The 24,746-nt window shown below is 50.8% G+C and carries 21 protein-coding genes; 16 read left to right on the top strand and 5 right to left on the bottom strand.

Annotated features, from left to right (window positions below):
- Positions 1 to 474, top strand: a 474-nt coding sequence (locus AC1DWB_RS25355; RefSeq protein WP_477543876.1) for a hypothetical protein, incomplete at its 5' end; no start/stop codon positions are given.
- A gap of 89 nt (positions 475 to 563) precedes the next feature.
- Here AC1DWB_RS25355 and AC1DWB_RS25360 read toward each other — a convergent pair.
- The gene (locus AC1DWB_RS25360; protein WP_477543877.1) at positions 564 to 1,655 is read right to left on the bottom strand and encodes a YheC/YheD family endospore coat-associated protein; all 1,092 of its coding nucleotides are present in this window, start codon (positions 1,653 to 1,655) and stop codon (positions 564 to 566) included.
- A gap of 248 nt (positions 1,656 to 1,903) precedes the next feature.
- Here AC1DWB_RS25360 and AC1DWB_RS25365 point away from each other — a divergent pair, with 248 nt between their 5' ends.
- Complete coding sequence (locus AC1DWB_RS25365) at positions 1,904 to 2,242, top strand: L,D-transpeptidase (protein WP_477543878.1); 339 nt, start codon at positions 1,904 to 1,906, stop codon at positions 2,240 to 2,242.
- Between the two features lie 45 nt (positions 2,243 to 2,287).
- Entirely contained in the window at positions 2,288 to 3,478 is a 1,191-nt protein-coding gene (locus AC1DWB_RS25370; protein ID WP_477543879.1) for a glycosyltransferase family 4 protein, read from the top strand.
- Positions 3,479 to 3,527: 49 nt separating this feature from the next.
- Here AC1DWB_RS25370 and AC1DWB_RS25375 read toward each other — a convergent pair whose 3' ends face one another.
- From AC1DWB_RS25375 to AC1DWB_RS25385, 3 genes are all read right to left on the bottom strand, one after another.
- A complete protein-coding gene (locus AC1DWB_RS25375) occupies positions 3,528 to 4,769 on the bottom strand; it encodes a DUF4214 domain-containing protein (RefSeq protein ID WP_477543880.1) in 1,242 nt (413 codons plus the stop codon).
- A gap of 54 nt (positions 4,770 to 4,823) precedes the next feature.
- Positions 4,824 to 5,345, bottom strand: a complete 522-nt coding sequence (locus AC1DWB_RS25380; protein ID WP_477543881.1) for a class I SAM-dependent methyltransferase — start codon at positions 5,343 to 5,345, stop codon at positions 4,824 to 4,826.
- Between the two features lie 93 nt (positions 5,346 to 5,438).
- Positions 5,439 to 5,897 (bottom strand): DUF4214 domain-containing protein, encoded by a 459-nt coding sequence (locus AC1DWB_RS25385; protein WP_477543882.1) that lies wholly within the window; start codon positions 5,895 to 5,897, stop codon positions 5,439 to 5,441.
- A gap of 281 nt (positions 5,898 to 6,178) precedes the next feature.
- On the opposite strand from AC1DWB_RS25385, the gene AC1DWB_RS25390 reads away from it, so the two are divergent.
- On the top strand, positions 6,179 to 12,610 hold the full coding sequence (locus AC1DWB_RS25390; RefSeq protein WP_477543883.1) for a WIAG-tail domain: 6,432 nt from the start codon (positions 6,179 to 6,181) through the stop codon (positions 12,608 to 12,610).
- A 321-nt stretch (positions 12,611 to 12,931) separates the two neighbouring features.
- On the top strand, positions 12,932 to 13,453 hold the full coding sequence (locus AC1DWB_RS25395) for a DUF4183 domain-containing protein (RefSeq protein ID WP_477543884.1): 522 nt from the start codon (positions 12,932 to 12,934) through the stop codon (positions 13,451 to 13,453).
- Between the two features lie 71 nt (positions 13,454 to 13,524).
- Here AC1DWB_RS25395 and AC1DWB_RS25400 read toward each other — a convergent pair whose 3' ends face one another.
- Positions 13,525 to 13,866: a DUF4183 domain-containing protein gene (locus AC1DWB_RS25400; RefSeq protein WP_477543885.1), complete on the bottom strand. Its 342-nt coding sequence runs from the start codon at positions 13,864 to 13,866 to the stop codon at positions 13,525 to 13,527.
- A gap of 228 nt (positions 13,867 to 14,094) precedes the next feature.
- Between AC1DWB_RS25400 and AC1DWB_RS25405 the strand changes: the two genes are divergently transcribed.
- The 11 genes from AC1DWB_RS25405 to AC1DWB_RS25455 are packed head-to-tail and all read left to right on the top strand — an operon-like array spanning position 14,095 to position 24,729.
- The gene (locus tag AC1DWB_RS25405; protein ID WP_477543886.1) at positions 14,095 to 14,910 is read left to right on the top strand and encodes a glycosyltransferase family 2 protein; all 816 of its coding nucleotides are present in this window, start codon (positions 14,095 to 14,097) and stop codon (positions 14,908 to 14,910) included.
- Positions 14,911 to 14,914: 4 nt separating this feature from the next.
- Complete coding sequence (locus AC1DWB_RS25410; RefSeq protein ID WP_477543887.1) at positions 14,915 to 15,958, top strand: glycosyltransferase family 2 protein; 1,044 nt, start codon at positions 14,915 to 14,917, stop codon at positions 15,956 to 15,958.
- Complete coding sequence (locus AC1DWB_RS25415) at positions 15,955 to 16,692, top strand: glycosyltransferase family 2 protein (RefSeq protein ID WP_477543888.1); 738 nt, start codon at positions 15,955 to 15,957, stop codon at positions 16,690 to 16,692. The genes AC1DWB_RS25410 and AC1DWB_RS25415 overlap by 4 nt, the downstream gene beginning before the upstream one ends.
- 33 nt (positions 16,693 to 16,725) lie before the next feature.
- Positions 16,726 to 17,454 (top strand): sugar phosphate nucleotidyltransferase, encoded by a 729-nt coding sequence (locus AC1DWB_RS25420; protein ID WP_477543889.1) that lies wholly within the window; start codon positions 16,726 to 16,728, stop codon positions 17,452 to 17,454.
- On the top strand, positions 17,451 to 18,665 hold the full coding sequence (lhgO, locus tag AC1DWB_RS25425; protein ID WP_477543890.1) for an L-2-hydroxyglutarate oxidase: 1,215 nt from the start codon (positions 17,451 to 17,453) through the stop codon (positions 18,663 to 18,665). Before AC1DWB_RS25420 ends, lhgO begins: the two co-directional genes overlap by 4 nt.
- Positions 18,662 to 19,225: a dTDP-4-dehydrorhamnose 3,5-epimerase gene (gene rfbC, locus AC1DWB_RS25430; RefSeq protein ID WP_477543891.1), complete on the top strand. Its 564-nt coding sequence runs from the start codon at positions 18,662 to 18,664 to the stop codon at positions 19,223 to 19,225. Before lhgO ends, rfbC begins: the two co-directional genes overlap by 4 nt.
- Positions 19,222 to 20,271: an NAD-dependent epimerase/dehydratase family protein gene (locus tag AC1DWB_RS25435; RefSeq protein ID WP_477543892.1), complete on the top strand. Its 1,050-nt coding sequence runs from the start codon at positions 19,222 to 19,224 to the stop codon at positions 20,269 to 20,271. The genes rfbC and AC1DWB_RS25435 overlap by 4 nt, the downstream gene beginning before the upstream one ends.
- The gene (gene rfbD, locus AC1DWB_RS25440) at positions 20,268 to 21,149 is read left to right on the top strand and encodes a dTDP-4-dehydrorhamnose reductase (protein WP_477543893.1); all 882 of its coding nucleotides are present in this window, start codon (positions 20,268 to 20,270) and stop codon (positions 21,147 to 21,149) included. The genes AC1DWB_RS25435 and rfbD overlap by 4 nt, the downstream gene beginning before the upstream one ends.
- A 7-nt stretch (positions 21,150 to 21,156) precedes the next feature.
- The gene (locus AC1DWB_RS25445) at positions 21,157 to 22,296 is read left to right on the top strand and encodes a CgeB family protein (protein WP_477543894.1); all 1,140 of its coding nucleotides are present in this window, start codon (positions 21,157 to 21,159) and stop codon (positions 22,294 to 22,296) included.
- A gap of 21 nt (positions 22,297 to 22,317) precedes the next feature.
- Positions 22,318 to 23,313 (top strand): GT-D fold domain-containing protein, encoded by a 996-nt coding sequence (locus AC1DWB_RS25450; protein ID WP_477543895.1) that lies wholly within the window; start codon positions 22,318 to 22,320, stop codon positions 23,311 to 23,313.
- Positions 23,314 to 23,358: 45 nt separating this feature from the next.
- Positions 23,359 to 24,729: a glycosyltransferase family 2 protein gene (locus tag AC1DWB_RS25455; protein WP_477543896.1), complete on the top strand. Its 1,371-nt coding sequence runs from the start codon at positions 23,359 to 23,361 to the stop codon at positions 24,727 to 24,729.
- The last annotated feature ends 17 nt before the right edge of the window (positions 24,730 to 24,746 follow it).

Genomic DNA, 24,746 nt, shown 5'->3' on the forward strand with positions numbered 1-24,746 from the left:
GTTCTGCTTGTATTTAGTGGAGGAATTGTATTAATTTCTCAGTTAGCTGCCCTCAGCAGGTTGAATCAAGTATCAGACTACCTTGGGATCTCGAATGTGCTGTTGCAAGGAGCAATAGGATTTTTGGGATTATTAGGTATTGCGGCTGCGATCGGTATGTGGTTAGGTCAAAAATGGGGCTGGTGGCTGGCGCTGTTTTACTTTGCTTATGCGGTCACTAGAAACGTCAACGTCATACTTTCCATCCAGAGCATTACGGATCAATTTGGGGCATCAAGCGAGGGGAACAGCGCAAGATACAGCAAGTATGGAATCAGAACAGCATGGAATGGGTTTCTGCTCTATTACTTGTGTCGCGAAAATGCTTCCTACTACTTCAAAACGACAGAAATAAAGAAATGGAAAGCGCTGCTGATCGTATTTTCTATTTGCATTGGCATTTTCCTGGTTACAACGATTATTGCTAGATGGTAGATTGTTATGTACAAGAATGTCTCAAGAACGAAATGAATCGATCCGATCGGCCCTTACAGAGCTTGGTCGGATCGATTCTGTTGAACAACCTATTGCCTAGCGCTCTCATTCTCCATCAAATACTTGCCGTACCCGATCGGGCTGCTATACGTCTGCTGGAATTCCTCCAGCTGATTGCCCTCCTGGAAGCAGATGCGCAAATCTCGGCCGTTACACTCTATGAACAGTGGCTTGCCTTCCGAGTCGATTCCCACATCCAACCCGATGTCTGCGAGATGAGGCAGATGGTGGCTCAGCTTCTCCGCGACACGCAGGGAAAGCTCTTCTACACGTTGACGAGTTAGGGCTGGGTTCAGTCTGGGATACTCCCTCAGAACGTGATCGAAGGAATACACTTGACCGCCCTGTGCAATGTTGGTCAGGAATACGTTCGCTTTCGCTACTTTGACCGCGATTCCAGATATTCGCCAGTTGCCCGATTCGTTGCGCTGAACGGAGATGCGCATATCGAACGGACGTCCCCGGTGTGTGGCGAGCGGCCAACATTGTTGCACCAGATAAGCGGATACTTGGATTCGTTTCAGGAGCACGGACGGTAGAGTTTCGCGGAAAGTCGTCTTTTTGCGTACTTTACTTTTTCTCGAAACCGCATAGTCGAGTGTCCATCGCTCACTAGATTTGTATAGCTTCATAATGCCACGTCCGATGCTGCTGTTGTCCGGTTTCACGATGAGCGAATCGAACATGGTCATCATCTGCTTGATCGATTGTGGAGATGCGGTGACTGTGACGGGTAAATGCGGATGAATGGACGGGTCTTCCTGCAGCAGTTGATGAATCGAATGTTTGCCATACCGGTTCCAGACGTTGTAAATTTGCTTGCCGCTGTTGACAAGACGTTCGATTCGACGCCTGGCGTCGGTCTTGAAGTAGAGGCCGCGATTATGAATGACCTTCGGTACGGGAACTACACGTTTGACATAGCCCCGATCGGACAGCACGTAAGCTTGGACGGTCGGCTGCCCAGGCTCGATATCGTTCAAGCGGAAGTAGCAGGGTGTTACCCCGTGCTGCCGTCCTGCCTGCTCGTAGCTGGGAAGCGACTCGCGCCTTATTTTGCCGGTCGGGATGCGTCGGTACACGGAATCGTCAACCATGATGCCTATATAGCGGGTGTCCATTACGACTCGCTCACCTCCATAACTACTGTATGAAAGGAAGCGGGAGAAGGCATGGACGGGTGTTAGGGGGGAAGTAACCATTTTGTCCAATGAGATGATTTTCCTGTTCAGCATGGAAAATTCTGAAGCTGCGGGACTAGGACCAATGGACAACGTCGATAAATTACATGGGGCACCTTCACTATGAGGGGTCCCTTTTCCATTCTTCCTCACATAAACTATCCAAATGAAGTATGAGGAGAATGAGAATGCCTGCCTATCGTATTATTGTAGACTTATCCAGCCTCCAGCTGTATTTACTGAATGGAGACCAGGTAGTTCGTGCGTTCCCGGTCGGTATTGGTCGCATGTTAACACCAACGCCAACAGGGGTGTACACCATCGTGAACAAAGCGATTAATCCCGGCGGGCCGTTCGGAGTATTGTGGATGGGACTGTCAAAACCCCATTACGGGATACATGGAACGAATGATCCCTCCTCGATCGGGCACATCGTATCCCACGGTTGTATACGGATGCAGAACAAGGATGTGCTGGAGTTATCTTCGYTCGTACCGATCGGCACAAGGGTTACGATCCGCAATTAACGTAAGGAAGTAGTACCGCTAAATAAGAGAGGGGCTGTAACGATCATGCCGACAAACAATCCGATTGTACCCTATCTCGCCACAGACCACCCCATTGCGGTTGTCACTCCCGGGACGCACCCCCTTCCTTCAGGCCACAGCAGCTCGGTCGAGCTGGTCGTCACGAATGTGAGCGAACAGCTCAGGCTGTCGCAGATCATGTCGCTTCATTTATTTGGTCTGAAGACCAAGTCACAGCCCGCTCAGCAATGGGTGGATGGGGTAATATACGATAGGGTCCCACGTACCACCTACATCCGGCATGTCTATGATCGGTTGCGAGTGCTACAGCCAGCACTTATTCAAGTGGAGAATCGGCCGCGCTTCGCACGATATTTGAAGCGCAAGCTGCCCCGGTATCCGGTCATTCTGTCGCTGCACTCCACAACGTTCATTTCAGAACCCCATATTGGGAAGAAGCGCTTGCTTGCTTGTTTGCACAAGGTAGACGCGATTCTGGTTAATAGCCACTATTTAAAAAATGTGCTGATGAAACTTGATCCGGCACTGGCTGGTAAGCTTGTCGTCAATCATCTGGGAGTGGACCCGGCTCGCTTCCCATCACGTTGGTTGGAGGAGTATCAGGCGGTCCGTCAGGAATATATGGAATCGCTTGGTTGGGCGGGGTGTCAAGTCATCTTGTTCGTGGGACGATTCATTCCGATCAAGGGGGTCCACCATCTGCTGAAGGCTATGCCTGACATACTTGAACGGCATCCTAATACACGATTGCTACTTGTCGGAGGAGCTTTCTACGGAAGCAACAAAACGACTCCATATGTCGCCAAGCTGCACCGATTGGCAAAGGTACTAGGGGATAAAGTCCGATTCGTTCCTTATGTACCACATGAACAAATCGCAGAATGGTTCCGGTTGGCCGACATGGTTGTCGTGCCGTCAGCTGAACGGGAAGCATTCGGACTTGTGAATGTAGAGGCGATGGCATCCGGTGTTCCCGTGGTTGCCACGCGTGCAGGTGGGATGCGCGAAGTGATCGAGCACGGACGGACGGGTCTGCTTGTTTCATTGTCACGGTTGAAGGAGGAACTGCCCGAAAGCATATGCACCTTGCTGCAAAACCCTGAGTTAGCCAGACAATTGGGGGAGCAGGGACGCGAGCGGGTGCTGGAGTATTTCACATGGAGCCATACGGCTAATCGATTAACCGATCTGTACCACAAGCTGCGAAAGCAGTGATAGACGAAAAGAACCGGACCCTGAAGTCCGGTTCTGCCATAAGTTCAGTCTATTTTTTAACCCCGACGTAGTAGAGAAAATCAATTGTACTGTCCGTTGATACGGGATGCGTTACTATATTGCTGTACACGGGGACAAAGTGCTTATCTAGGAACGAATGAATAATATTCCCTTCCACCCGCAGGGGATGAGCGGCATCGAAGAGAGTGCTGGTCATTTTAACTACTTCTTGATGGTTGTACATTTTATCATGAAATACAATATAGCCACCTTGTTTGATAGTAGAGGAAACATGATGAAAGACTTTCTCGATGTCGTAACAATGTTCAATGACATTGATAATAACCGCCAGATCGTACTGCGTGTCTGTCGGCATCTTTTCAATCGGACTTTCGATCAGTTGTTGGATGCGAATCGTTTTCTCAGGTTCCATCTTATTTTCTACATGAAGCACTTCGCTTGTGTACGAACAGTTCGGATGGGACAAATATGTTCCAATCATCGGGTCAAGGAGGCTAGCTTCTTGAATGCAGCACACGTTCCCGATCAACCGCATGTTTGTAAATGGCCCGCAACCCAACTCAATCGCATGGGGGAACGTCATTCCGGCCAATGCCTTATATCCGTCGAAGCCCTCGAAATGCTCATCATTACGATCATTGCTTACCCCTAAGCCCCCCACCATCCAATGGGTCCGTTCCGCTTTTTGGGCTGTTATCCAACGATCATAAGTCACTTTAAGAATGCCGTTGGTATCCGTCAAATAAGCTTGATCGTTCTCCAGCTCTAAGGCAGCTTGTGCCAGTCGGCCAGTAAGAATATGGATATTCGTGTCAATGTGCATGTGCTCAGAATCTCTGGAATGGAGAAGAGAGCGGAATTCTTCAGACAACAATATGCCGGTGAACACATCCATACGTGGCAGTCTGTTCTCCAGTAAGTTCAGATGCCCGGAATATCCGGCTTCATCAGCTGTCCGCAACAACAATTCCTTGTATACCTGCTCTACATAATCCCCTGGAGGTAAGGAAAAGAGTGTATGAAGCTTGTCGGCGATGGAGGAGTTATGTCCGTCAGTACCCTGCGGGTGAGTGTATCGCTCTAAGGCTTCTTGCGTGTGCAAAATTTCCGAGATGATGTTCAGTAGCGGAGTACCTGAGGAAAGTAAGGGAACGTAATGAAAGTGCTCATGCTGCGATGACTCGCGGTTCAGCAATTCCCGATAGATTTCGCTAACGAACTCGTTGTCCCTCTTTTGACAAGCCTTATAAAGCGCTAAAGCAATCTTCACATCAAAACCTCCCGTCCAAGTATCCAATCCGTACTACCTCTCAATGGCAAACGGCTACAACTTACGCAGTACCCGCAAGTAAGTATAGTCGCAAACGTGCTCAAAACCGGGATTTTGTAGGAGCTCTTTAACAGCTTGAACAACACCTTCGCATAGTCCGTAGTCATGAAACGCAATGATTCCTCCGGATACAACTTTCGGAGTATAGTGAACAATATCGTGCATGACACCCGAGTAAGAATGATCGCCATCGATAAACAACAAGGCAATGGAAGCTGGACAATCCTCATACGCCTCCGTGCTATATTTTCGAATCGGAATAACGTGATCTTCCAGGCCGGCATTCAAGATATTATCCCAGAATATTGAATAATAGTCGTCTACATACATTCCGTGATCAGGTATAAAAGGATCAATGGCATAGACTGGCCTTTTGCTTCTACTGAGTATTACGCTGCCAATCCCCAATGCTAGGGTACTCTTGCCGCGATAAGACCCAATTTCAACAATATCACCGGGCAGATGGTCTACCGTGAGGGGCAGGTGAATGAGAGCGATTGGTTCAAGTTCATACAACCACCCCTCCACGCCATTGATCCTGTGTATCCAATCGTCCATTCGTTTGGTCCGAAGCACAGCTACTCACTCCTCTTCTAAGGGAAAGAAAGATTAATCCATTCTGCGTTCTAATAAGCTATTGTCCGACTGGAGCAACTGGAGCCATTCCTCGCACGACAGAAATACGCGAATTAATTCGATAGGAGTGGTCCCCTGCTTCAAACTATTCAAGTGACTTTCATAACCGTCGCCGTCTACACAACGGCACAGGACCTCGGCATAAAGCAATACCACAATCATTCTTTGGTCCATTTTCATAATGCCTTGCAGTTTATCAGCCACGGTTTCGGACAATCCGCCCGGTTGCCTACGATAGAGAAGACTGGCTTCTTCGCTAGTCAATAGCTCAACAATAATCTCATTCTTCGAGAGCCCCACCTCCAGCGAATTCAAGTAGTGCGTAACTTCCCGTTCTTCGGGTTCACGCTTTAAGAGTTGCTGGTGCACAGCTTTTATAAATTCAGAATGTTCTTGATGATAGGCATGATGCAGTAATTGGGCAATTCTCATTCCGTTCCCTCCCTTACAAGTACTCCCATACGGATCGGATCACCTCCACCACTACTATATGAATAATCACAGAAGGAGGTATGGACGTGTGTTAGGGTGAAGCGGAATCATTCGGTCCGCTGGGAAATGGAGATACTGCAAAAGTAGTGACCGCGGTCTGGGTGTTTGCATATGTTACAAATAACTACCTATGCAGCCAATCCCCCAAAAGTGATGATAAGCTCCGAAGCTTAATCTGATTACTTTCGGGGGTGCCCCCAAACCAGGAAAGGAGTACCGAAGTGAAAAAGAAATCCGGCGACCCTCGAAACCGTAAAAGAAATTCCATGCAGGTCTTTAATCCGAATTTGAACGAGCTCAGCTTTCTGAACGAAGAAGATCACGGTACGACGAAACGAAAAAAGGCAGAGACAAATAATGAGAAAAAAGGGGAAGACAAGGAGGAATTCAAAGCAGGATTAGCGACTATTCATCATGTTGCAGTCGAAGATCCTGCTATAGAAGAAGCTGAACCCCTAGAAGCAGCAGAATCAGTTGAAGAGATGATCCAATCCACTTCATCTTCCCTTACGGACGATGCTGATCATCTAGAGGAGCAAGGAGATTGGAAGGAACCGGCTGTGTTTGTCGATTCCGAGGAAATCTCACCTCTGCTGCTGCTGTTCGAGCGAGCACAGAACGAGAATGTGGCGGTCGTCTATACGGACGATTTAGTAGATGAAGCCGTTACCAATGAGAAGATCGCCAATCGGTCCATAGACAGCACCAAGATTAGGCCCAATAGCATCGGTCGTGAATCCCTGGCGGATTACGCGGTCGATAACACCAAGTTGGCAGATAACAGTGTGACGGCAGCGAAAATCTGTCCAGCTTCCATTGATGATAAACATATTGTGCAGGGCTCTCTCTCCGGACGTAAAATAAAAAACAAATCGATTCCAGGCGAGAAGTTGTTGGACAACAGCATTACATCCGAGAAGTTGGCCGACAAGACGATTGACGCAATGAAAATCGCCGAAGGTTCAATTGAGACGAAACATCTGCATCCCCAATCCATTACTACGGAATTAATCCAGGATCAGGCGATTGTCAGCGAGAAAATAAAGAGCGGTGCCATCCAATCGAACACATTGGCAAACGGAGCGGTGAACACCGCAAAAATTACTGACGGTGCGGTAATAACGGAAAAGCTTCGTGACGGAGCCGTAACCGGAGAGAAGCTTAGCGAGGAAAGCATTGATTCGCAGCATGTAAAGCCGAACTCTATTCTCAGGCACCATATCGCAGAAAATGCGATTGACGGAACACATCTTGTCGCATGGAGTGTGCAGGAACTCCATCTGGCCCAGGAAACGGTTGCCACCAAGCATTTGCAGCCGCAAAGTGTTTCTTCGGATAAGCTGGCGAATGAATCCGTCGGTTCGCAGCATTTGCAGCCGCAATCGATCCGGCCTACCCATTTGACAGATGGAGTCATCCTAAACCATCATCTCCAAGACGAATGTGTTACATCGGTAAAGCTTGCCCCCCAGGCGGTCATTACAGAAAGCCTGCAAAATATGGCCGTGACTACAGAGAAACTGGGGGATCACAGTATTACCTCGCAGAAGCTGCAAAAGGAAACGGTCAAGAACATTCATTTGGCACAGGGGAGCGTCACCAAAGACAAGATCGCCGATCAGTCGGTGCTGGCCCAACACTTGACCGAAAGCGCGGTATCCACCGCAAATCTGCAAAATCGTTCCGTGACATCCCCAAAAATCGCGCCAATGTCTATTTTGCGCGATCATTTGACGGATGGATCGGTCGGAGTAGAGCAACTGGACGACGATTCGGTTCAAAACAGCAAGCTGGCCAAAGAAAGCGTGTCTAGCGAGAAAGTAAGCAACGGCGCCATTACGTCAGTGAAGTTGTCGAACGGGTCCGTCACTTCCGAGAAGATCGCGCGGGGCGCCGTAGGAACTGAGCATTTGAGCGATAGCTCCATATCGGCGTCAAAGCTGGCAGACGAAGCTGTGGAAGCCAAACACCTCTCGCGTCAGGCGGTGGGCGGTGATCATCTGAAGAAAAACGCTGTAGGCACGGACACCATTCAGGATCAAGCAGTCACGTGGACCAAAATTGCGTTGGGTTCTATTACACGGAACCATCTCGTGCAGGGCAGCGTGTATACGCATCATCTGATGGATCACGCGGTCACAACCGCGAAGATCGCGCCGGAGTCCATCTCTACGGATAAAATGACTGATTTGTCGGTGACCAGTTCCAAGCTGGCAGATGCCTCTGTCAATGCCAATAAGTTGGCCCAAGAGGCGGTTGGGCCTTCTCAATTAGCACCAGGCGCTGTCCATTCCAGACATTTGGGTGCAGATGCGGTTCAATCGTACAGCTTGGGCGATGAATCGGTGTTGGCCCGGCATATTGGTCTGAGCGTAATACAGTCCGCTCACTTGAGTGTTGGAATTGTTGGTGAGGAACATCTCGCTGTAGGTTCAGTTACGGGAAATAGGCTGGCCGGCCGTAGTGTGGACGGCAGCAAGTTGCAAGAAACAGCCGTCACGGCAGCACATCTCGCCGCAGGTGCAGTGACGGCGGAGAAGCTCGCCCCGCACGCGGTACAGCTTGGCCATCTCGCGCCGGGGGCCGTCAGCGGCGAGACGCTCGCCGACGGCATCGTAGGCAGCGCCAAGCTGGCGCCGCAGGCCGTTCGCGGCGAGCATATCGCCGCAAGCGCTGTGGCAGCGGAGCAGCTTGCTGCCGAAGCGGTGGGCGAGGCGCACCTCGCCGCAGGCGCCGTGACGGCGGAGAAGCTTGCGCTGCACGCGGTGCAGCTCGGCCACCTCGCGCCGGGGGCCGTCAGCGGCGAGACGCTCGCCGACGGCATCGTGGACGGCGCCAAGTTGGCGCCGCAGGCCGTTCACGGCGAGCATATCGCCGCAAGTGCGGTGGCGGCGGAGCACATTGCCGCTGAAGCGGTGGGCGAGGCGCACCTCGCCGCAGGCGCTGTGACCGCTGCGAAGCTTGCGGCTGCAAGCGTCGGGCGCGACCAGATCGCGCCGGAAGCAGTGGATGCGGCGCGATTAGCCGCAGGTGCCGTGGACGGCGCCAAGCTCGCCGACGCAGCGGTCGAAGGCCGCCATCTGGCGAGCGGAGCGGTGGGTGCGTCGCACTTGGCCGAACAGGCGGTCAACACGAAGCACCTCGCTGACCAATCGATCGCTTCGGAGAAGCTGAAGCTGCAATCCGTAACTGCGGAACAGCTTGCGATGGGGGCGGTATCGGGTGATAAGATCGCGACCGAGGTCATTACAAGCAAGCACTTGAGGCATGAAGCCGTTCAGGGCTACCACATTAAACCGGGTACGATTAAAGGGTACCATTTGGAATCCGGCATATTCAGCGCCGAACACATTTCCAGCGGAGCAATCGAGCGCGATAAGCTCAAGGAAGCCGCAGTCGGAACGGAACAGTTGGAGGATCGAGCCATTACAGGCTTTAAGCTGGCCGAGGGAGCCGTTTCTGGCGATCATCTGTCAGAAGAATCAGTTCAAGCGAGGCACCTGGCCTCCGGATCCATCAGCCAATGGCACATGCGTGAAGGGACGATCGGCACTGCCCAGCTCCAGGATGCATCTGTAATGGAGCAGAATTTGGCGGCTCAATCGGTGACTGGAGAGAAGCTGGCAACCGAAAGCGTCGGCGGGGAACACCTTCGTCCCGAATCGGTATTCGGTTACCATCTGCAGCCGGGCGCCATTAAGGCGCACCATCTGGAGAACGGACTTCTTCATGCCGATCATCTGTCGGACGGATGTATTATGGGCTCTAAGCTGCAGGCGGCCTCGATCGGCTCGGATCAGATTGCCGCAGGAGCAGTGATCGGAGAGAAGTTGGCCGCAGATTCCATTACCTCCGATCATTTAGCAGAGAATTCGATTCAGTCAAGGCACCTGGCCTCCAGTTCCATTAGTCAATGGCATATGCGTGAAGGGACGATTGGTACTTCTCAACTTCAGGATGAATCCATAACGGAGCTGAAGTTGGCGGCACAATCGGTGACCGGTGAGAAGCTGGCTGCTGATAGTGTAGGCGGGGAGCACCTTCGTTCGGAATCGGTGTTAGGCTACCACCTGCAGCCCGGTACCATTAAGGCGTACCATTTGGAGAGCGGATTGCTCCATGCGGACCATTTGTCGGATGGATGTATTACCGGCGCTAAGCTGCAGGGAGCCTCGATCGGCTCGGATCAGCTGGCCTCAGGAGCGGTGACCAGCGAGAAGTTGGCCGCAGATTCGATTACCTCCGATCATTTAGTGGACAATTCGATCCAAGCTCGGCACCTGGCCTTCAGTTCCATTAGTCAATGGCACATGGGGAAAGACACAATCGGTACCCACCAACTTCAGGATGAGTCGGTAACGGAGCAGAAGCTGGCAGCACAATCGGTGACTGGTGAGAAGCTGGCTGCTGATAGCGTTGGCGGGGAGCACCTTCGTTCGGAATCGGTGTTCGGCACCCACCTGAAGCCTGGCACCATCAAGGCGTACCATTTGGAGAGCGAGCTTCTTCAAGCTCATCATCTGTCAGATGGATGTATTACCGGTTCGAAGTTGCAATCGGCCGCCGTGGGAACAGAACAGCTGGCCTCAGGAGCGGTGACCAGCGAGAAGTTGGCCGTAGATTCGATTACCTCCGATCATTTAGTGGAGAATTCGATCCAAGCGCGGCATCTGGCCTCCAGTTCCATTAGTCAATGGCACATGGGGGAAGGGACAATCGGTACCTTTCAGCTTCAGGATGAGTCGGTAACGGAGCAGAAGCTGGCAGCACAATCGGTGACCGGTGAGAAGCTGGCTGCTGATAGTGTAGGCGGAGAGCACCTTCGTTCGGAATCCGTGTTCGGCTACCATCTGCAGCCCGGTTCCATCAAGGTCTATCATCTGGAGAACGGACTCTTCCATGCCGATCATCTGTCGGACGGATGCATTACAGGCTCGAAGCTGCAGATATCAGCGGTTGGAACTGAACAGATTGCTTCAGGAGCAGTGACCAGCGAGAAGTTGGCAGCGAATGCTATTACCTCCGATCATTTAATGGAGAATTCGATCCAAGCGCGGCACTTGGCCTCCGGTTCCGTTAGTCAACGGAACATGGGGGTAGAGATAATCGGTACCTCTCAGCTTCAGGATGAGTCAGTAACCGAGCAGAAGCTGGCAGCACAATCGGTGACCGGTGAGAAGCTGGCTGCTGATAGTGTAGGCGGAGAGCACCTTCGTTCGGAATCGGTGTTCGGCACCCACCTGAAGCCTGGCATCATCAAGGCGTACCATTTGGAGAGCGGACTTCTGCAAGCTCAACATCTGTCGGATGGATGTATTACCGGTTCGAAGCTACAATCGGCTGCCGTGGGAACAGAACAGCTGGCCTCAGGAGCAGTGACCAGCGAGAAGTTGGCATCGGATGCTATTACCTCCGATCATTTAGTGGAGAATTCGATTCAAGCGCGGCACTTGGTCTCCGGTTCCATTAGTCAACGACACATGGGAGCAGAAACCATTGGTACCTCTCAGCTACAGGAGGAGTCCGTAACGGAGCATATACTGGCGGATCATTCGGTGACCGGCTCGAAGCTGGCTGCTGATAGTGTTGGCGGGGAGCACCTTCGTTCGGAATCGATATTCGGTTATCACCTGCAGCCCGGTACCATCAAGGCGAACCATCTGGGGAACGGACTTCTTCATGCCGATCATCTGTCGGACGGATGCATTACAGGCTCGAAGCTTCAGATGGCCGTGATTGGTACGGATCACCTCGCAGTAGGAGCTGTAACCAGCGAGAAACTGGCGCTACTATCGTTAACCGGTGAACATTTGGTTAACGAAACAATCGAATCCAGGCATATTTCGGATCTGGCTATTGCCGAGGAGCATATTCAGGAGAACTCTATCACCACTTTGATGCTGCAAGATGAAGCGGTCACGAAAGAGAAGCTTGCGTTCCGCAGTGTAACGGCCGATAAGTTGGATGTTGGCGCCATTGGCAGCGAGCATATCCAGCCAGGCGCCATCCAGCCGCACCATCTGAAGCAGGCATTGACACATGTGTTGTCTGAGCAAGGACGTCAGGAAGCCGTTATATCCGGCGACCGGCTTAAGGCATCATCCGTAGGAACGGACCAGTTGGCGGACTCCGGAGTGACGGGATCCAAGGTGGCTGAAAAAGCGGTCGGTGGGTCTCATATCGCCGATCAGGCAATCGGTTCTCAGCATATCACGGGTGAAGCGGTTGCCTCGCGTCATCTCCAAACCAATTCCGTAGCTTCACAGCATTTAGCTACTGATTCGGTTACATCCCGGACGATTGCTGCTCAAGCAGTTACGGGTGAGCATATAGCAGACCGAACTCTGTCAGCCGACAAGCTCAGTTTCAATCCGGTACAGACCGTTAAGTCGAATCGCAATCCCTTGCAGCAGTTTGGCATCGCCCCATTTCGGTTCGGCCCTCAGGAGGAGCGAGTGGAAATCGTAATTGATATGGACCATCCTTTCGCCGATTCCAACTATGTCATTGTAGCTATGACGAACCACGAAGCATATAGCTCTGTGCTCAGGGAGCAGATCGCGGATAGAGCTATCCTGACTATAATCCGTACACGTTTCTCGACGGAGCCGTCGGGCCTGGTGCATTGGATTGCAATCGGAGAGAAAGCATGACAGCACCTTAACGAAAATTACAAAAGAGGCAACCCTTCAAGCTGAATGGATAGCTTGCGAAGGGTTGCTTTTTGTTTTTTGGGTTGCGCGATGATCGGTCATTTTCAATTCGGCCCTATATTCCGCTGATAACTATATTTACTGTTAAGTGGGCACGTTTCTATAGAAGATTAGTTATTAGTCCATGCTATTCCATGATTCTTACATAGCATATATAAAAATTTTGAAGGAGATGATCTTATTATAGGTTCTTCCGMCAAGCCTAAAGAAACTCAAACTCGTTGTACGGTTGCCAAAAAGAAATTGGAATGCCGAGAGACATTGATCAAAAGCTGTCATCCTAAGAAGAATAAAAGAAATAAAGCCAGAGTAAGCAGAATCATCCGTGTCATAAGTAAACCCAGAATTAAAATTGTTGTCCCGCAAGGGTTCCAGGGATGGCAAGGAGTTCAAGGAATAGAAGGCCCTCAAGGGATCCAGGGGCCTCCAGGACAACAGGGAAAAACGGGTCGTGTTGGAACAGAGGTTACTGGTGTTAGCATAATACCAAGTGTTCAAAGATACTTTTTAATTGCCGCATCCGATATGCTCATGACGACTTCTAAAACTTTCTCGGCTAATCAATTTGTCAACGATGCTGGGGATCCAGCGAGTCAATTTACAGACTATGGCCAAAACGGTTACTACAATTTATTTATTAATGCCGTAATGCAAGAGGGGCAGCTATATGCTGTAAATTCGAATACACTAACCATTCAGCCGACGGGGCAAACGATTAAAGCCGGCAYACCAATCATTCTGGAATCCCTAGGTTTCAAAGCAGAAATCAAAACCAATTCTTGACAAAATGTGTATAAAATGCCAAAAACCCCATCAAAATTTGATGGGGTTTTCTAAATGGATTGTGCTTTCTGTTAGGCTGTAGTAATTACTGCAGCTTCAAGAACTAGAATGGTGCTTGCAGTAAAAGTAGCACCTACGTTAAGGGTGATCGTATTTGTAGGAGCAGCATTAACTTGGTAAGCGCCGCCTTCCTGCATAACACCATCCACATAAAGATTGTAATAGCCATTCGGAGATACGGTTGGAACTGTGACCGGACTATTGCCAGCATCATCGCTAAAAGGTTCTGTCAACGAGTTTAAATCGATCGTGCCTGCAGCAGCAACAGTTAAAGGAGCAGCCAATTGACGAATGAATCTTTGTGGAGCAACGGATGCTTTTGGAAAAACGATTTGATAGATTTGAATCGCCATATGAATCACCTCCTTCCTACCTTTCTAGTAAATGCATGAGGATGGAGAATTGATAGGGCGAATGGTGTAAGGCATATTAATTAAATAGTTAGGGATCCTTTTCATCAGTGAAAAGCAAGGCAATCGTGGAGCCTTTTTTAGGGGAGTTCCACACATGCCCTCTCCAACGGGATAAAAGTACATAGTATGAGTTTGAACAGGAAGCCCTATATATGCGGAGGTGAAAAGATGTCGAGGTCCGGAAGCACCAAAACACCCAAAACACCCAAATCCAAAATTCGTGGGAAGTCTTTGGAACCGATTCGCAATGCTGATCATCCTGTCGTATCCGTAGTGATTCCGGCCATGAATGAGTGTAAAACCATTGCTCAAGTCATTCGCAACGCGTACCGCGTACATCCGCAAACAGAAGTCATCGTTGTGACGAATGGATCAACCGACGGCACCCGGGAAATTGCGAATCGATTGGGGGCAAAAGTAATAAATTTCAAGGAGCCTCTTGGACATGATGTAGGCAGAAGTGTGGGAGCGAGAGCTGCGAATGGAAAAGTGATTTTGTTCACGGACGGCGATATTGTTATTCGTACCGAGGATCTGATCCCCCTTGTCAAAGCAGTTGAACAAGGTGGGGCCGACGTTGCTTTGAACCAGTATTTGGGGCCGGTTGAGAAGTCGAACGTGCATAATGTGGTGTTGGCCAAACATGTGCTGAATATCGCTCTGTCCCGCCAAGATTTACAAGGGGCTTCTATGACAACGATCCCGCATGCGATGAGCATCGAGGCTCTCCGTTCTATTGGCGAGGACAATTTGAGCGTGCCTCCCAAAGCGCAAGCAATCGCCATTTGTAAAGGACTTCAAGTTCGAGCAGTTCACTATGTCAATGTGGGCCGGATCAATCGGATACGCAGGAGGGGGAAGAAAGACCCGTTGGAGCAGCTGATCGTGGGCGATCACCTGGAAGCCCTCCACTGGGCAGCGAATGCTTCCGACGACCGCTGCGGCAAACCGGATCTTGCACGATTAAGATCGATCGTGAGGTGATGGCGTGATCAGACGAAGAAAAGGGAAGCCCAAATTGGCTTCGCTCCGTAGGGCCCGACGGTATTCGGGAGTCCGGTCCGCCAGTGGGACCGCTTATAAGCTTGGAATAATGGATGCAATGCGGCATCCGGTGCAGGGAGACCCAAAGAAATGGTTGAACCGCTTATGGAATATGAGACGCATTTCGGGCTTTGCCAATCAACGTAACAGACAATCTTACATTTCTGCGGCTTCCCGCTATGCTGCCGGTTTTTGTCAACAAACGGGTTTGCCCTTCGCCAATTGGTTGCCCGTTCCGTCTACCAAGTCCATCGGTGCCATTGTTACGGTCATGAACGAGGGTAATACGCTGCCCGGACTTTTGCGACAGCTTTCCCGCATTCCCCTGGATGAAATCATCATTATAGTCAACGGCTCGACAGACAGCAGCTTCCAGCAAGCTAGGAAGCTATCGGGTGCAGTTGTTGTTCATTATCCCCAGGCACTCGGCTACGATGTAGGGCGCGCAGTCGGTGCCAAGCTTTCGAACTCCGACATCCTGCTATTCGTTGACGGTGATATATTGATCGCCGCCGAGGATTTGCTCCCCTTCATCCATGCGATTGACAAGGGCATGGATGTGGCACTTAACAATATTACTCCATATCTGAAACGATTCTCAGGTTGGGATAACGTGTCCATCGTCAAACATTTTTTGAACCGAACTCTGGGCAGGGGCGACTTGAAAGCAAATTCCTTAACGGCCGTTCCTCATGCTCTGTCCAAAAAAGCATTGCAAGTCATTGGGCCTAAACAACTGGCGGTACCGCCGCTTGCGCAGGCAAAGGCTATTCTTAGCGGCTTAGCGATCGGTTCAGCGCAGAGCGTGGACGTCATAACGACGAACCGGGTTCGCAGCCACAATATAGGAAATTACAATCCTGTCTCTGAAATGATCGTCGGTGATCATATTGAAGCTTTGCGGATGGTCATGGAAAAAGAGGGCCCTCGAATTCACGCGGCGGACAACATTAGAATGCGAAACGACTTGGTGGAGGATACGTCATGAGCACGACTAGTATCATCATTCCGACGTATAACGGGCTTGAACTGCTTCAGGCATGCGTCGATTCCATCCGAACCTATACCCAAACGAATTATGAAATCATCGTGGTCGACAACGGTTCGACGGATGGCACGTTGCATTATTGTATGAATGAGCGAATTCCCTTCGTTTCTCTGCCCGACAACCGGGGATTTCCGATCGCCTGTAATGCAGGCTTGAAGGTGGCAAGCGGAGACGAGCTTGTGCTGCTGAACAACGATTGTACGGTGACCAGCAACTGGTTATCTAATATGTTGAACTGTTTATACAGCGCCGAAGATATCGGCATTGTTGGCCCCACTACTAATTATGCCAGTGGCAAGCAACAAGTTGATCTCGTATTCGAGACGATGGAGGAATTTCAATGGATCGCTTATGATCTGAATCAGCCAGATCCCTCAAAGTGGCAGCAGATCGACCGTCTCGTTGGTCTGTGTTTTGTATTCCGAAGATCGTTCATGGATCAAATCGGCCTGTTGGACGAACAGTTTACCCCGGGGCATTACGAGGACGACGATTACTGTTATCGGGCCAGATTAGCAGGTTATCGGCTTATCATGGCGGGTGATGTGATCATTCATCATAAGGGGAGCGCCAGTTTCCGTAAACAGGCAATAGAAGAAATCGAGAAGCTCATTACGATAAACCATCAGAAATTTATAGATAAGTGGGGGGTGGATCCTCGGAATTTTATATAGCGCTGAAACCTAACTACGAAGAGGTGATGTATTTTGAGAGGCGTTATTTTGGCGGGAGGGGCCGGAACTCGGTTGTCACCTTTAACTCGAATGTGGAGTAAGCATCTATTGCCTGTGGGGAAATTCCCTATGATCCATTACGCAATTGAAAAGCTGCGCGAAGCTGGGGTTGAAGACATTCTGTTGATCGTAAACAAGGAATCCATTGGACTGTTCTCTGCTTATCTTGGAAGCGGCAGGGAACTTGGTGTCTCGATATCGTATAAAATTCAGGAGCAGGCTGGAGGGATTGCGCAAGCTTTATCACTGGCAGAGAGCTTTATCCCCACAGGTGAGAAGTTCATTGTGCTGTTAGGCGACAATATTTTCCTGGATTCCCTGAAGGAGGCCTTAGAACTATTTTTGAATCAGACTGACAAGGCCATGGTGTTTTTGAAGGAAGTTAAGGACCCCCAAAGGTACGGGGTGCCCATTATTCATGGGGGTAATATTATCTTTATCGAAGAGAAGCCATCCACGCCCAAGTCCAACTACTGCGTCACCGGTATTTACTTATACGACAGCACGGTGTTCGATCTCGTTAGGCAGCTCAAGCCGTCCAACAGAGGGGAGCTTGAAATCACCGATGTCAACAATATATATGCTGTACAAGGACGTCTCGGCTATACGGTGCTGAACGGCTGGTGGACCGATGCCGGGACGTTCGAATCGCTAATCGAAGCCGGCAACAAAATGTTCAAGCGTGATGGCGATTTGCTATGAGTGAACCGTACGATTATTTGGTTATAGGAGGAGGCATAATCGGGCTCACGATTGCCCGTTCGCTCAAGATCAGGTATCCGTACAAGCGTGTGGGCGTGCTTGAGAAAGAAATGGATATCGCCTTTCATGCAAGCGGAAGGAACAGTGGCGTGTTGCATGCTGGGTTTTACTATTCGGCTGATAGTCTGAAAGCCAAGTTCGCAAGCGATGGAAATCGCGCAATGCGACAATACTGCCGCCAGCACAAGCTTGACGTAAATCCGTGCGGGAAGCTTGTCGTCGCTACGGATGAAGAAGAGCTGCTAGGGCTCGAGGAGCTGAAGCGGAGAGCCGATCAGAACGGAGTCGAGTTGATCTGGATGGACGAGGCGGAGATTGCAGTAATCGATCCGAATGCCAGAACGTACAAAAAAGCGCTGTATTCGCCCAACACCGTAACCGTGGACCCAGTCCAAGTATGCCGAACGATCTATGACGAATGTTTGCGAATTGGCATACAGTTTCATTTCGGGACTCAGTACCGTTCGCACAAGAAAGACAATCTGATCACGAATCAAGGGACTTTCCGTTGCCGGTACGTAGTCAATGCTGCCGGATTATATGCGGATCGGATTGCACATGATTTCGGCTTTGGCAAGGCGTATACGATCATCCCGTTCAAAGGCATTTATTTGAAATACGAGAAAAACAAAAGTGATGTGCGCACGAATATATATCCGGTGCCGAAGCTTTCCAATCCTTTTCTGGGCGTGCATTTCACGAAAACGGTCGACGGCTCGTTCAAGATCGGACCGACAGCTATTCCGGCTTTCTGGCGCGAGAACTATTCGGGGCTGCAGCGGTTCAACCTGATGGAGTTCGTCCGCATCGTCTACTATGAGACGAAGCTGTTTGTACGCAATTCATTCGGTTTCCGGGGTCTTGCCCTGAACGAGATGATGAAGTACATCAAGCCCTTGTTTATCAAACGCTCACTCCGGCTTGTGAGGCAGTTGGACCCTAAAGGGTTCGGATCGTTTGTGAAGCCGGGCATCCGGGCGCAGCTGCTTCATAAGAAAACGCTGGAGCTCGTTCAAGACTTTCTAGTAGAAGGAGACGAAACTTCAATTCATGTACTGAATGCCGTATCTCCGGCATTCACCTGTTCGTTCCCATTCGCCGAATATGTAACGGATTTAATCGCACAGAAGCAAGGAGAGGGTGTGTCATGAAGCTGTTCGAGACCAAACTGGACGGAGTCATGCTGGGTGAGCCGTTAGTCTTCGGTGACCATCGCGGATATTTCATGGAGAGCTACAATCGAAACCGATGGGAAGAGTTGGGTTATTCTTTCTCGTTCGTACAGGATAATCACTCTCTTTCCACACAAGCCGGTGTTATCCGCGGGCTGCATTACCAGTTGTCCCCGAAAGCGCAGACGAAGCTGGTACGTGTTTTGAACGGAGCCATCTACGATGTCGTAGTCGATATTCGAAAAGACTCGTCGACGTATGGCCAATGGGCGAGCTTTATCTTGAGCGATGACAATAAGCGGCAGTTGCTGGTGCCCCAAGGGTTCGCCCACGGCTTCTGCACGCTCACGCCGAACACTCAGGTTTTTTATAAGGTGGATCAGTATTATTCGCCGGAGCTTGACCGCGGCATCCGTTGGAACGACCCGGAACTCAGTATTGATTGGCCCACAACGAAGCCCGTGCTTTCGGAAAAAGATTTGCAGCTGCCGTTCTTCCGGCATGCCGAAACCGATTATCCGAAGGTGGTGGATTCATGAAGAACAAGACGATTCTGGTTACGGGCGCCGGAGGCTATATTGGCAGCGTGCTGGTGCCCAAGCTTCTGGTGAAGGGTTATCAAGTAAAGGCGCTGGACCGCTATTTCTTCGGAATAGACAAATTGGAGGAGCATCCGCGGCTCACGCTTATTCAAGAAGACTCCCGGCGCATGAAAGCGGAGGTGTTCGCCGGAGTCGACGCGGTTATCGATTTGGTCGCGATCTCGAATGACCCGAGTGGAGAGAGCTTCCGGGAGGCTACGGATCAAATCAACCATATCTCAAGGGTTAACACCGCCCACATGGCGAAACGTTTCGGGGTTCAGCGTTACATTCTGCCCTCCTCGTGCAGTATTTACGGCTTTCAGACTGGAGATCAAATGGTAGATGAGACTTTCCCGACCAATCCGCTCTCCGCATATGCCAAAGCAAATGAAAGAGCTGAGCTTGGGGTGCTGCCGCTGGCCGATGACAAGTTTACCGTAGTCGTCATGAGGCAGGCCACCGTGTACGGGTATTCCCCTCGAATGCGGTTCGATCTGGCGATCAACGGAATGACGTTGGGCGCTTGGGAGAACGGGGTTATCCCGCTTATGAAAGACGGCACCCAATGGCGGCCTATGGTACATGTACAAGATACCACGGATGTAATGTGTCTGCTGTTGGAGGAAGAACCTAGCAAGATTAACGGGCAGCTATTCAACGTAGGCTCCAATTCTAACAACTACCAGCTTGGAGAGCTGGCCAAAGAGATCGCAGCATCCCTTCCGAAGCCTGTGAAGATCGAATGGTACGGCGATCCGGATCATCGCTCTTATCGTGTCAGCTTTGAGAAGATCGGGCAAGTTCTGAATTGGACCGCTCAATGGACGGCAGCTGCCGGCGCTCTGGAAATTTACAAAGCCCTGGAATCAGGTCGGATCCCGAAGATGGAGCAGACGATTACGCTGCATTGGTACAAGGAATTGATTAAATGGCACGCGATCATCAAGCAAGCGGAGTTGTATGGGGGGATCTTGGACCTTCATGGGAGGCATGACGGATGAAACGAATCGTCCTCCTTGGTGCAAATGGACAATTGGGCACCGACATCTGCAAAACGTTATCGGACACGGACTTGTATGAATTGATAACCGTAAGCCGCAGCGAGCTGGATGTGGAGAACTGGCAGGAAGTCGGAACAGTCTTGTCGGCGCTCGCCCCCTTTGATTATTTAATTAACTGCACGGCGTATCACCGGACCGACGAGTGCGAGAATCATGCATGGAAGGCGTTCGCCGTTAATACGCTGTCCCCGAGGGAAATGGCGCTCGCCTGCGCCAGGCAGGGGAGCGGTTTCTTTCATTTCAGTACGGATTACGTATTCGATGGGTTGAAGACAGAACCTTACCAGGAGCATGACCGACCAGCTCCGCTTAACGTATATGGCATTTCAAAGTTGGCTGGTGAGCATTCTGTTCTCGCTTGCCATGACCGGACATTTCTGATCCGCGTGTCCTCCTTGTTCGGAGAGGCTGGAGCAAGCGGCAAAGGCGGCAATTTCGTGGAAACCATGATTCGCCTGGCGAGTACCGGAACCCCGCTTCGGGTAGTGAACGACCAGGTGATGTCGCCTACGCACACGCTCGATATCGCTAGAGCGGTCAAATGCTTCCTCGATACACAGGTGGGTTGCTATGGCATCTATCACTGCTCTGGGACGGGATATTGCAGTTGGTACGAATTCACATGCGAGATATTCAGGCAGATGAATCTGGATGTGGCGGTTTCCCCTGTATCGTCGGACTTTACAGGGAAGGCCAAGCGCCCACGGTTCAGCACCTTGGATAACGGGAAGCTTGCCCCGATCCATCAGATGCCGCATTGGAAAGACGCGTTGAGGGAGTATTTGGTATTGAAACAGCACATCCGCCAAAGGGGGTGAGATTACGTTGAATCGATTGCGTTTGCGGAAACTGAGCCGAAAACGGGCGAAGCTTCCGAAATCTGCGTGGAAGAGAGGGCGCGGGGCTGGCTTCCGACGAGGATGGAACGACGGCTATTGGCTCGGCCAATGTGAAGTCATTGCGCGGGGCAGACCCTCGGACGATGTGACTCGTCGGGACATGAAGGTGATGTTCATCAAGACGGACGGTGTGCCATATGCTTCGCTCGAACAGGGCATTTCCGAGGCTCTCGGCAAATTGGTCCGGGAAGCGGTCGTGGTAAGTCCGAAGGAGGAACCGGTCCGGATTGCGGCAGAGATTCGTCCGGACCTGGTTCTCGTACTGGACGCACTAGGGGTTTCGTTCCCTACGGCTTCAGCGGATGCTCTTCGCGAACTCGGCATTCGAACGGCGGTCTGGCTTCCGGACGATCCTTACCACAGTGACGTCTCCGTCGGTGTCGCTCCCCATTACGATTACGTGTTTACGCTAGAACAGAGCTGCATCCCGCTCTACAAGGATCTCGGGTGCCAAGAGGTTCATTATTTATCTTTCGGTGCAAGTCCGGAACTAATCCGCCCCACAGTGGTTGATTCGCAGTACCGCAGCGACATTTGCTTTATCGGCAGCGCCTTTGCCAATCGGGTCGCCTTGTTCGATCGGATGGCTCCTTACTTGGCCGGGAAGGACATGAAGATTATTGGGTATTGGTGGGAGAGACTTGCCAACTATGCCTTGCTGAGTAAACACATTCAGGGGATATGGCTGTCTCCCGAGGAAACGATGAAGTACTACTCGGGGGCCAAGATCGTAATCAATCTCCATCGCGGTGTTTATGAGGAAGCTCACAACAGCAACAGCCGCAACCTCCCAGCCTTCTCCGTCAATCCAAGAATGTTCGAAATTTGCGCCTGCGGTACGCTGCAACTGACGGATGCAAGAGACGAGCTCCCCCTTTTTTACAAGCCGGGCGTTGACATCGAGACATTCGCTTCCCCCGAAGATCTTATGTGGAAGATCGAGTACTTCCTGACACACGAGAATGAAAGACGACACATTGCGTTGAACGGGCTGTATAGAACGGTTCATGACCACACATATATGAACCGGGTGACGCAACTGTTGCAGATTGTATTCGGATCATGATCAAGACTGAGGTGGTGAACCATGCGGATTCGCTTGAAGAAAACAAACACGCTTAGAAAGCGGTCCTTGCTCCGCGGCAAGAAAGTACACCTGTCCAAACCTTCTAGCAATAGGAAGAAAGCCTCCATTCATGGAAGGTACAAGCAAGCTTACAATAAAGGTTTTGACAAAGGGCATCAATCAGGCTATCAGCAAGGCAGGTATGACGGCGAAGGTAACAATACATGGAAGAACGGCGTAGACGGTCTGATCGATACTTTTATTCCCGCATACGAAATCTTGCCGGAATATACCACGGAGCAAATAATCGCTTCCGGTGTAGAGCACTTGAGGCCGCATTTTCTACACCTTCTGAACCCGGATGAACTAGGTACCCGAATCATCCAGGCGCTCGATAACCGCACCCCGATGTCTGTAGTGCGGTTGGGAGATGGAGAGCTTCTGACGCTTGCCCAGGGAGCGGTGCTAAGCATTGAGCAGGTGAAGACAGAGGGTCACTTTCTCGAATATGCGGGCGTCCATGTACCCGACTATGAGGCCCGCGACATGCTTGCCGATGCGGTGCGCAAGGCGACAGTCGTAGGAATTCCCAAGCTAAGAATCCGGAATTTCCAGCCGCTCGCCTTTTCCGTGTTCCGTGCCCATGATATGGATTACCGCTCCATGACACTGACAGATTCTCTGATCAATTATTACTTGTATCAAGCTGGCTATTTATCAAGAATCGCTGAGGGACGCCGGGTGTTGGTGATAGGCAATCTTGCAGCCGGACTTGCAGATCTGTTAAGAGCGAACGGAGTGCAGGTGACGGGTGCACTTGCTCCGGTCAAGGGAGTCAAGGATGTTACGCGTATTGTAAATGAAGCGAAACATAAGGAATTCGACCTTGCCCTAGTTGCTGCAGGCATCTCTGCCGTTCTTATCTCGCAGCGAATTGCGACCGAGTTGGGAAAAGTGGCGGTCGACTTCGGTCACCTTGCCGATTCCATGCTGAAGGGGGAAGCACCTTACAAATAATCAAAATGAAAGGAGTGAGGAGAATTGGTGTTGCGAGGAGGAAGCTTGAGAAAGCAAAGAAAGCGAGTAAAACCAATAAAGCGAAGAAAGCGATTGTACATTCGTGCGCCGCGCTACCAATTGGGACATCAAGCTGGGTACGACCAGGGCAATTCGGTAGGATATGTCAAGGGCTGGGGGCAAGGAATAACAGCCTATTCGACTCCATTCGATGGAACGAGCATAATCATTCCGACATATAACCAGCTGGAATTGCTGAAAGCCTGCATCGAGAGCATCCAGACCTACACGCCGGAGCTGCACGAAATCATTGTAATCGATAACGGATCGACGGACGGAACGTCCTCTTATTTAAATACGATGGCCGACCGCATTCGAAGTAAATTGTTTCCGGTGAATTTAGGGTTCGCCGGAGGTACCAACCAAGGGTTGATGATGGCACGCGGAACTACATTGATGATGTTGAATAACGATACCGTCGTAACCCATGGCTGGCTTACCCGGTTATTGGAATGTTTGCGCAGCCAGTCCAGACCAGCACTGGTTGGTCCGGTGACGAATTATATTAGCGGTGATCAGCTCATTGACACGAACTATCGGACGATGGCGGAGATGCACGCGTTTGCGGGCGATTACCATCAAGCCAATCGCGGACAATGGAGATCGACTGGTCGGCTAACCGGATTTTGCGTGTTGTTTACCCGTGAATCGTTCCGAAGAATTGGCTATATGGACGAGGGGTTCGTTATAGGCAACTGTGAAGACGATGATTTCGGGCATCGGGCAAAGCTGCTGGGACATGATTTGATCATTGCGGCCAATACGTTTATTCACCATGAGGGAAGTAAGACGATCAAGACGCTGGATCGTGCTCAATTCGATGAAATCTACGGAAACAACCTTGCCTTTTACTCGAAAAAGTGGGGAGAAACAAGCTCCTTACTGTCTGAGTTGGCACCGTTCCGGGATGAGACGCTAGCTATGACCGATTATTATCCGGAGTATGTGATCGTACAAGGGCCCGGAATCGATCAATACTGGATCGAAGGCGGCATCCGTTATCCGGTGGAGAGTGCCGAAGACGTTCAGGCGGTCCGGCTGTCTCAGACCGATCTGTGGAATTGGCCTGTCGGTGATAGTGTAAGCCAGGAACAATTGGAACGCAAACTGGAAGCCTTGACAAGCGGTCGGAGTGTTGATGGGGTTATTCCCGATGGCTCTCTCATCCGAACGGAAGAAGGACTTCTTTGGCAGCTAAGGCAAGGGACATTGCACAGGATCCATACAGAGTTGACTTTTAGTGAGTGGAAACTGGAGAGTCGGTCCGTTCAGCCAATCACGAATGAGGAAGCAGCCGTGTATAGACACGGTAAGCCGATCCTTGCTCCACCACGCATCAAAGCAAGTAATATTTGAGATAATCTGTCCGGACG

The organism is Paenibacillus sp. P4_E11 (assembly GCF_056401635.1).

Coding starts and splice junctions, on each gene's coding strand:
- AC1DWB_RS25400 (WP_477543885.1), bottom strand. CDS start 13,866: ATGGCGATTCAAATCTATCAAATCGTTTTTCCAAAAGCATCCGTTGCT.
- AC1DWB_RS25450 (WP_477543895.1), top strand. CDS start 22,318: ATGCGGATTCGCTTGAAGAAAACAAACACGCTTAGAAAGCGGTCCTTG.
- AC1DWB_RS25435 (WP_477543892.1), top strand. CDS start 19,222: ATGAAGAACAAGACGATTCTGGTTACGGGCGCCGGAGGCTATATTGGC.
- rfbC (WP_477543891.1), top strand. CDS start 18,662: ATGAAGCTGTTCGAGACCAAACTGGACGGAGTCATGCTGGGTGAGCCG.
- lhgO (WP_477543890.1), top strand. CDS start 17,451: ATGAGTGAACCGTACGATTATTTGGTTATAGGAGGAGGCATAATCGGG.
- AC1DWB_RS25415 (WP_477543888.1), top strand. CDS start 15,955: ATGAGCACGACTAGTATCATCATTCCGACGTATAACGGGCTTGAACTG.
- rfbD (WP_477543893.1), top strand. CDS start 20,268: ATGAAACGAATCGTCCTCCTTGGTGCAAATGGACAATTGGGCACCGAC.
- AC1DWB_RS25405 (WP_477543886.1), top strand. CDS start 14,095: ATGTCGAGGTCCGGAAGCACCAAAACACCCAAAACACCCAAATCCAAA.
- AC1DWB_RS25360 (WP_477543877.1), bottom strand. CDS start 1,655: ATGGACACCCGCTATATAGGCATCATGGTTGACGATTCCGTGTACCGA.
- AC1DWB_RS25370 (WP_477543879.1), top strand. CDS start 2,288: ATGCCGACAAACAATCCGATTGTACCCTATCTCGCCACAGACCACCCC.
- AC1DWB_RS25385 (WP_477543882.1), bottom strand. CDS start 5,897: ATGAGAATTGCCCAATTACTGCATCATGCCTATCATCAAGAACATTCT.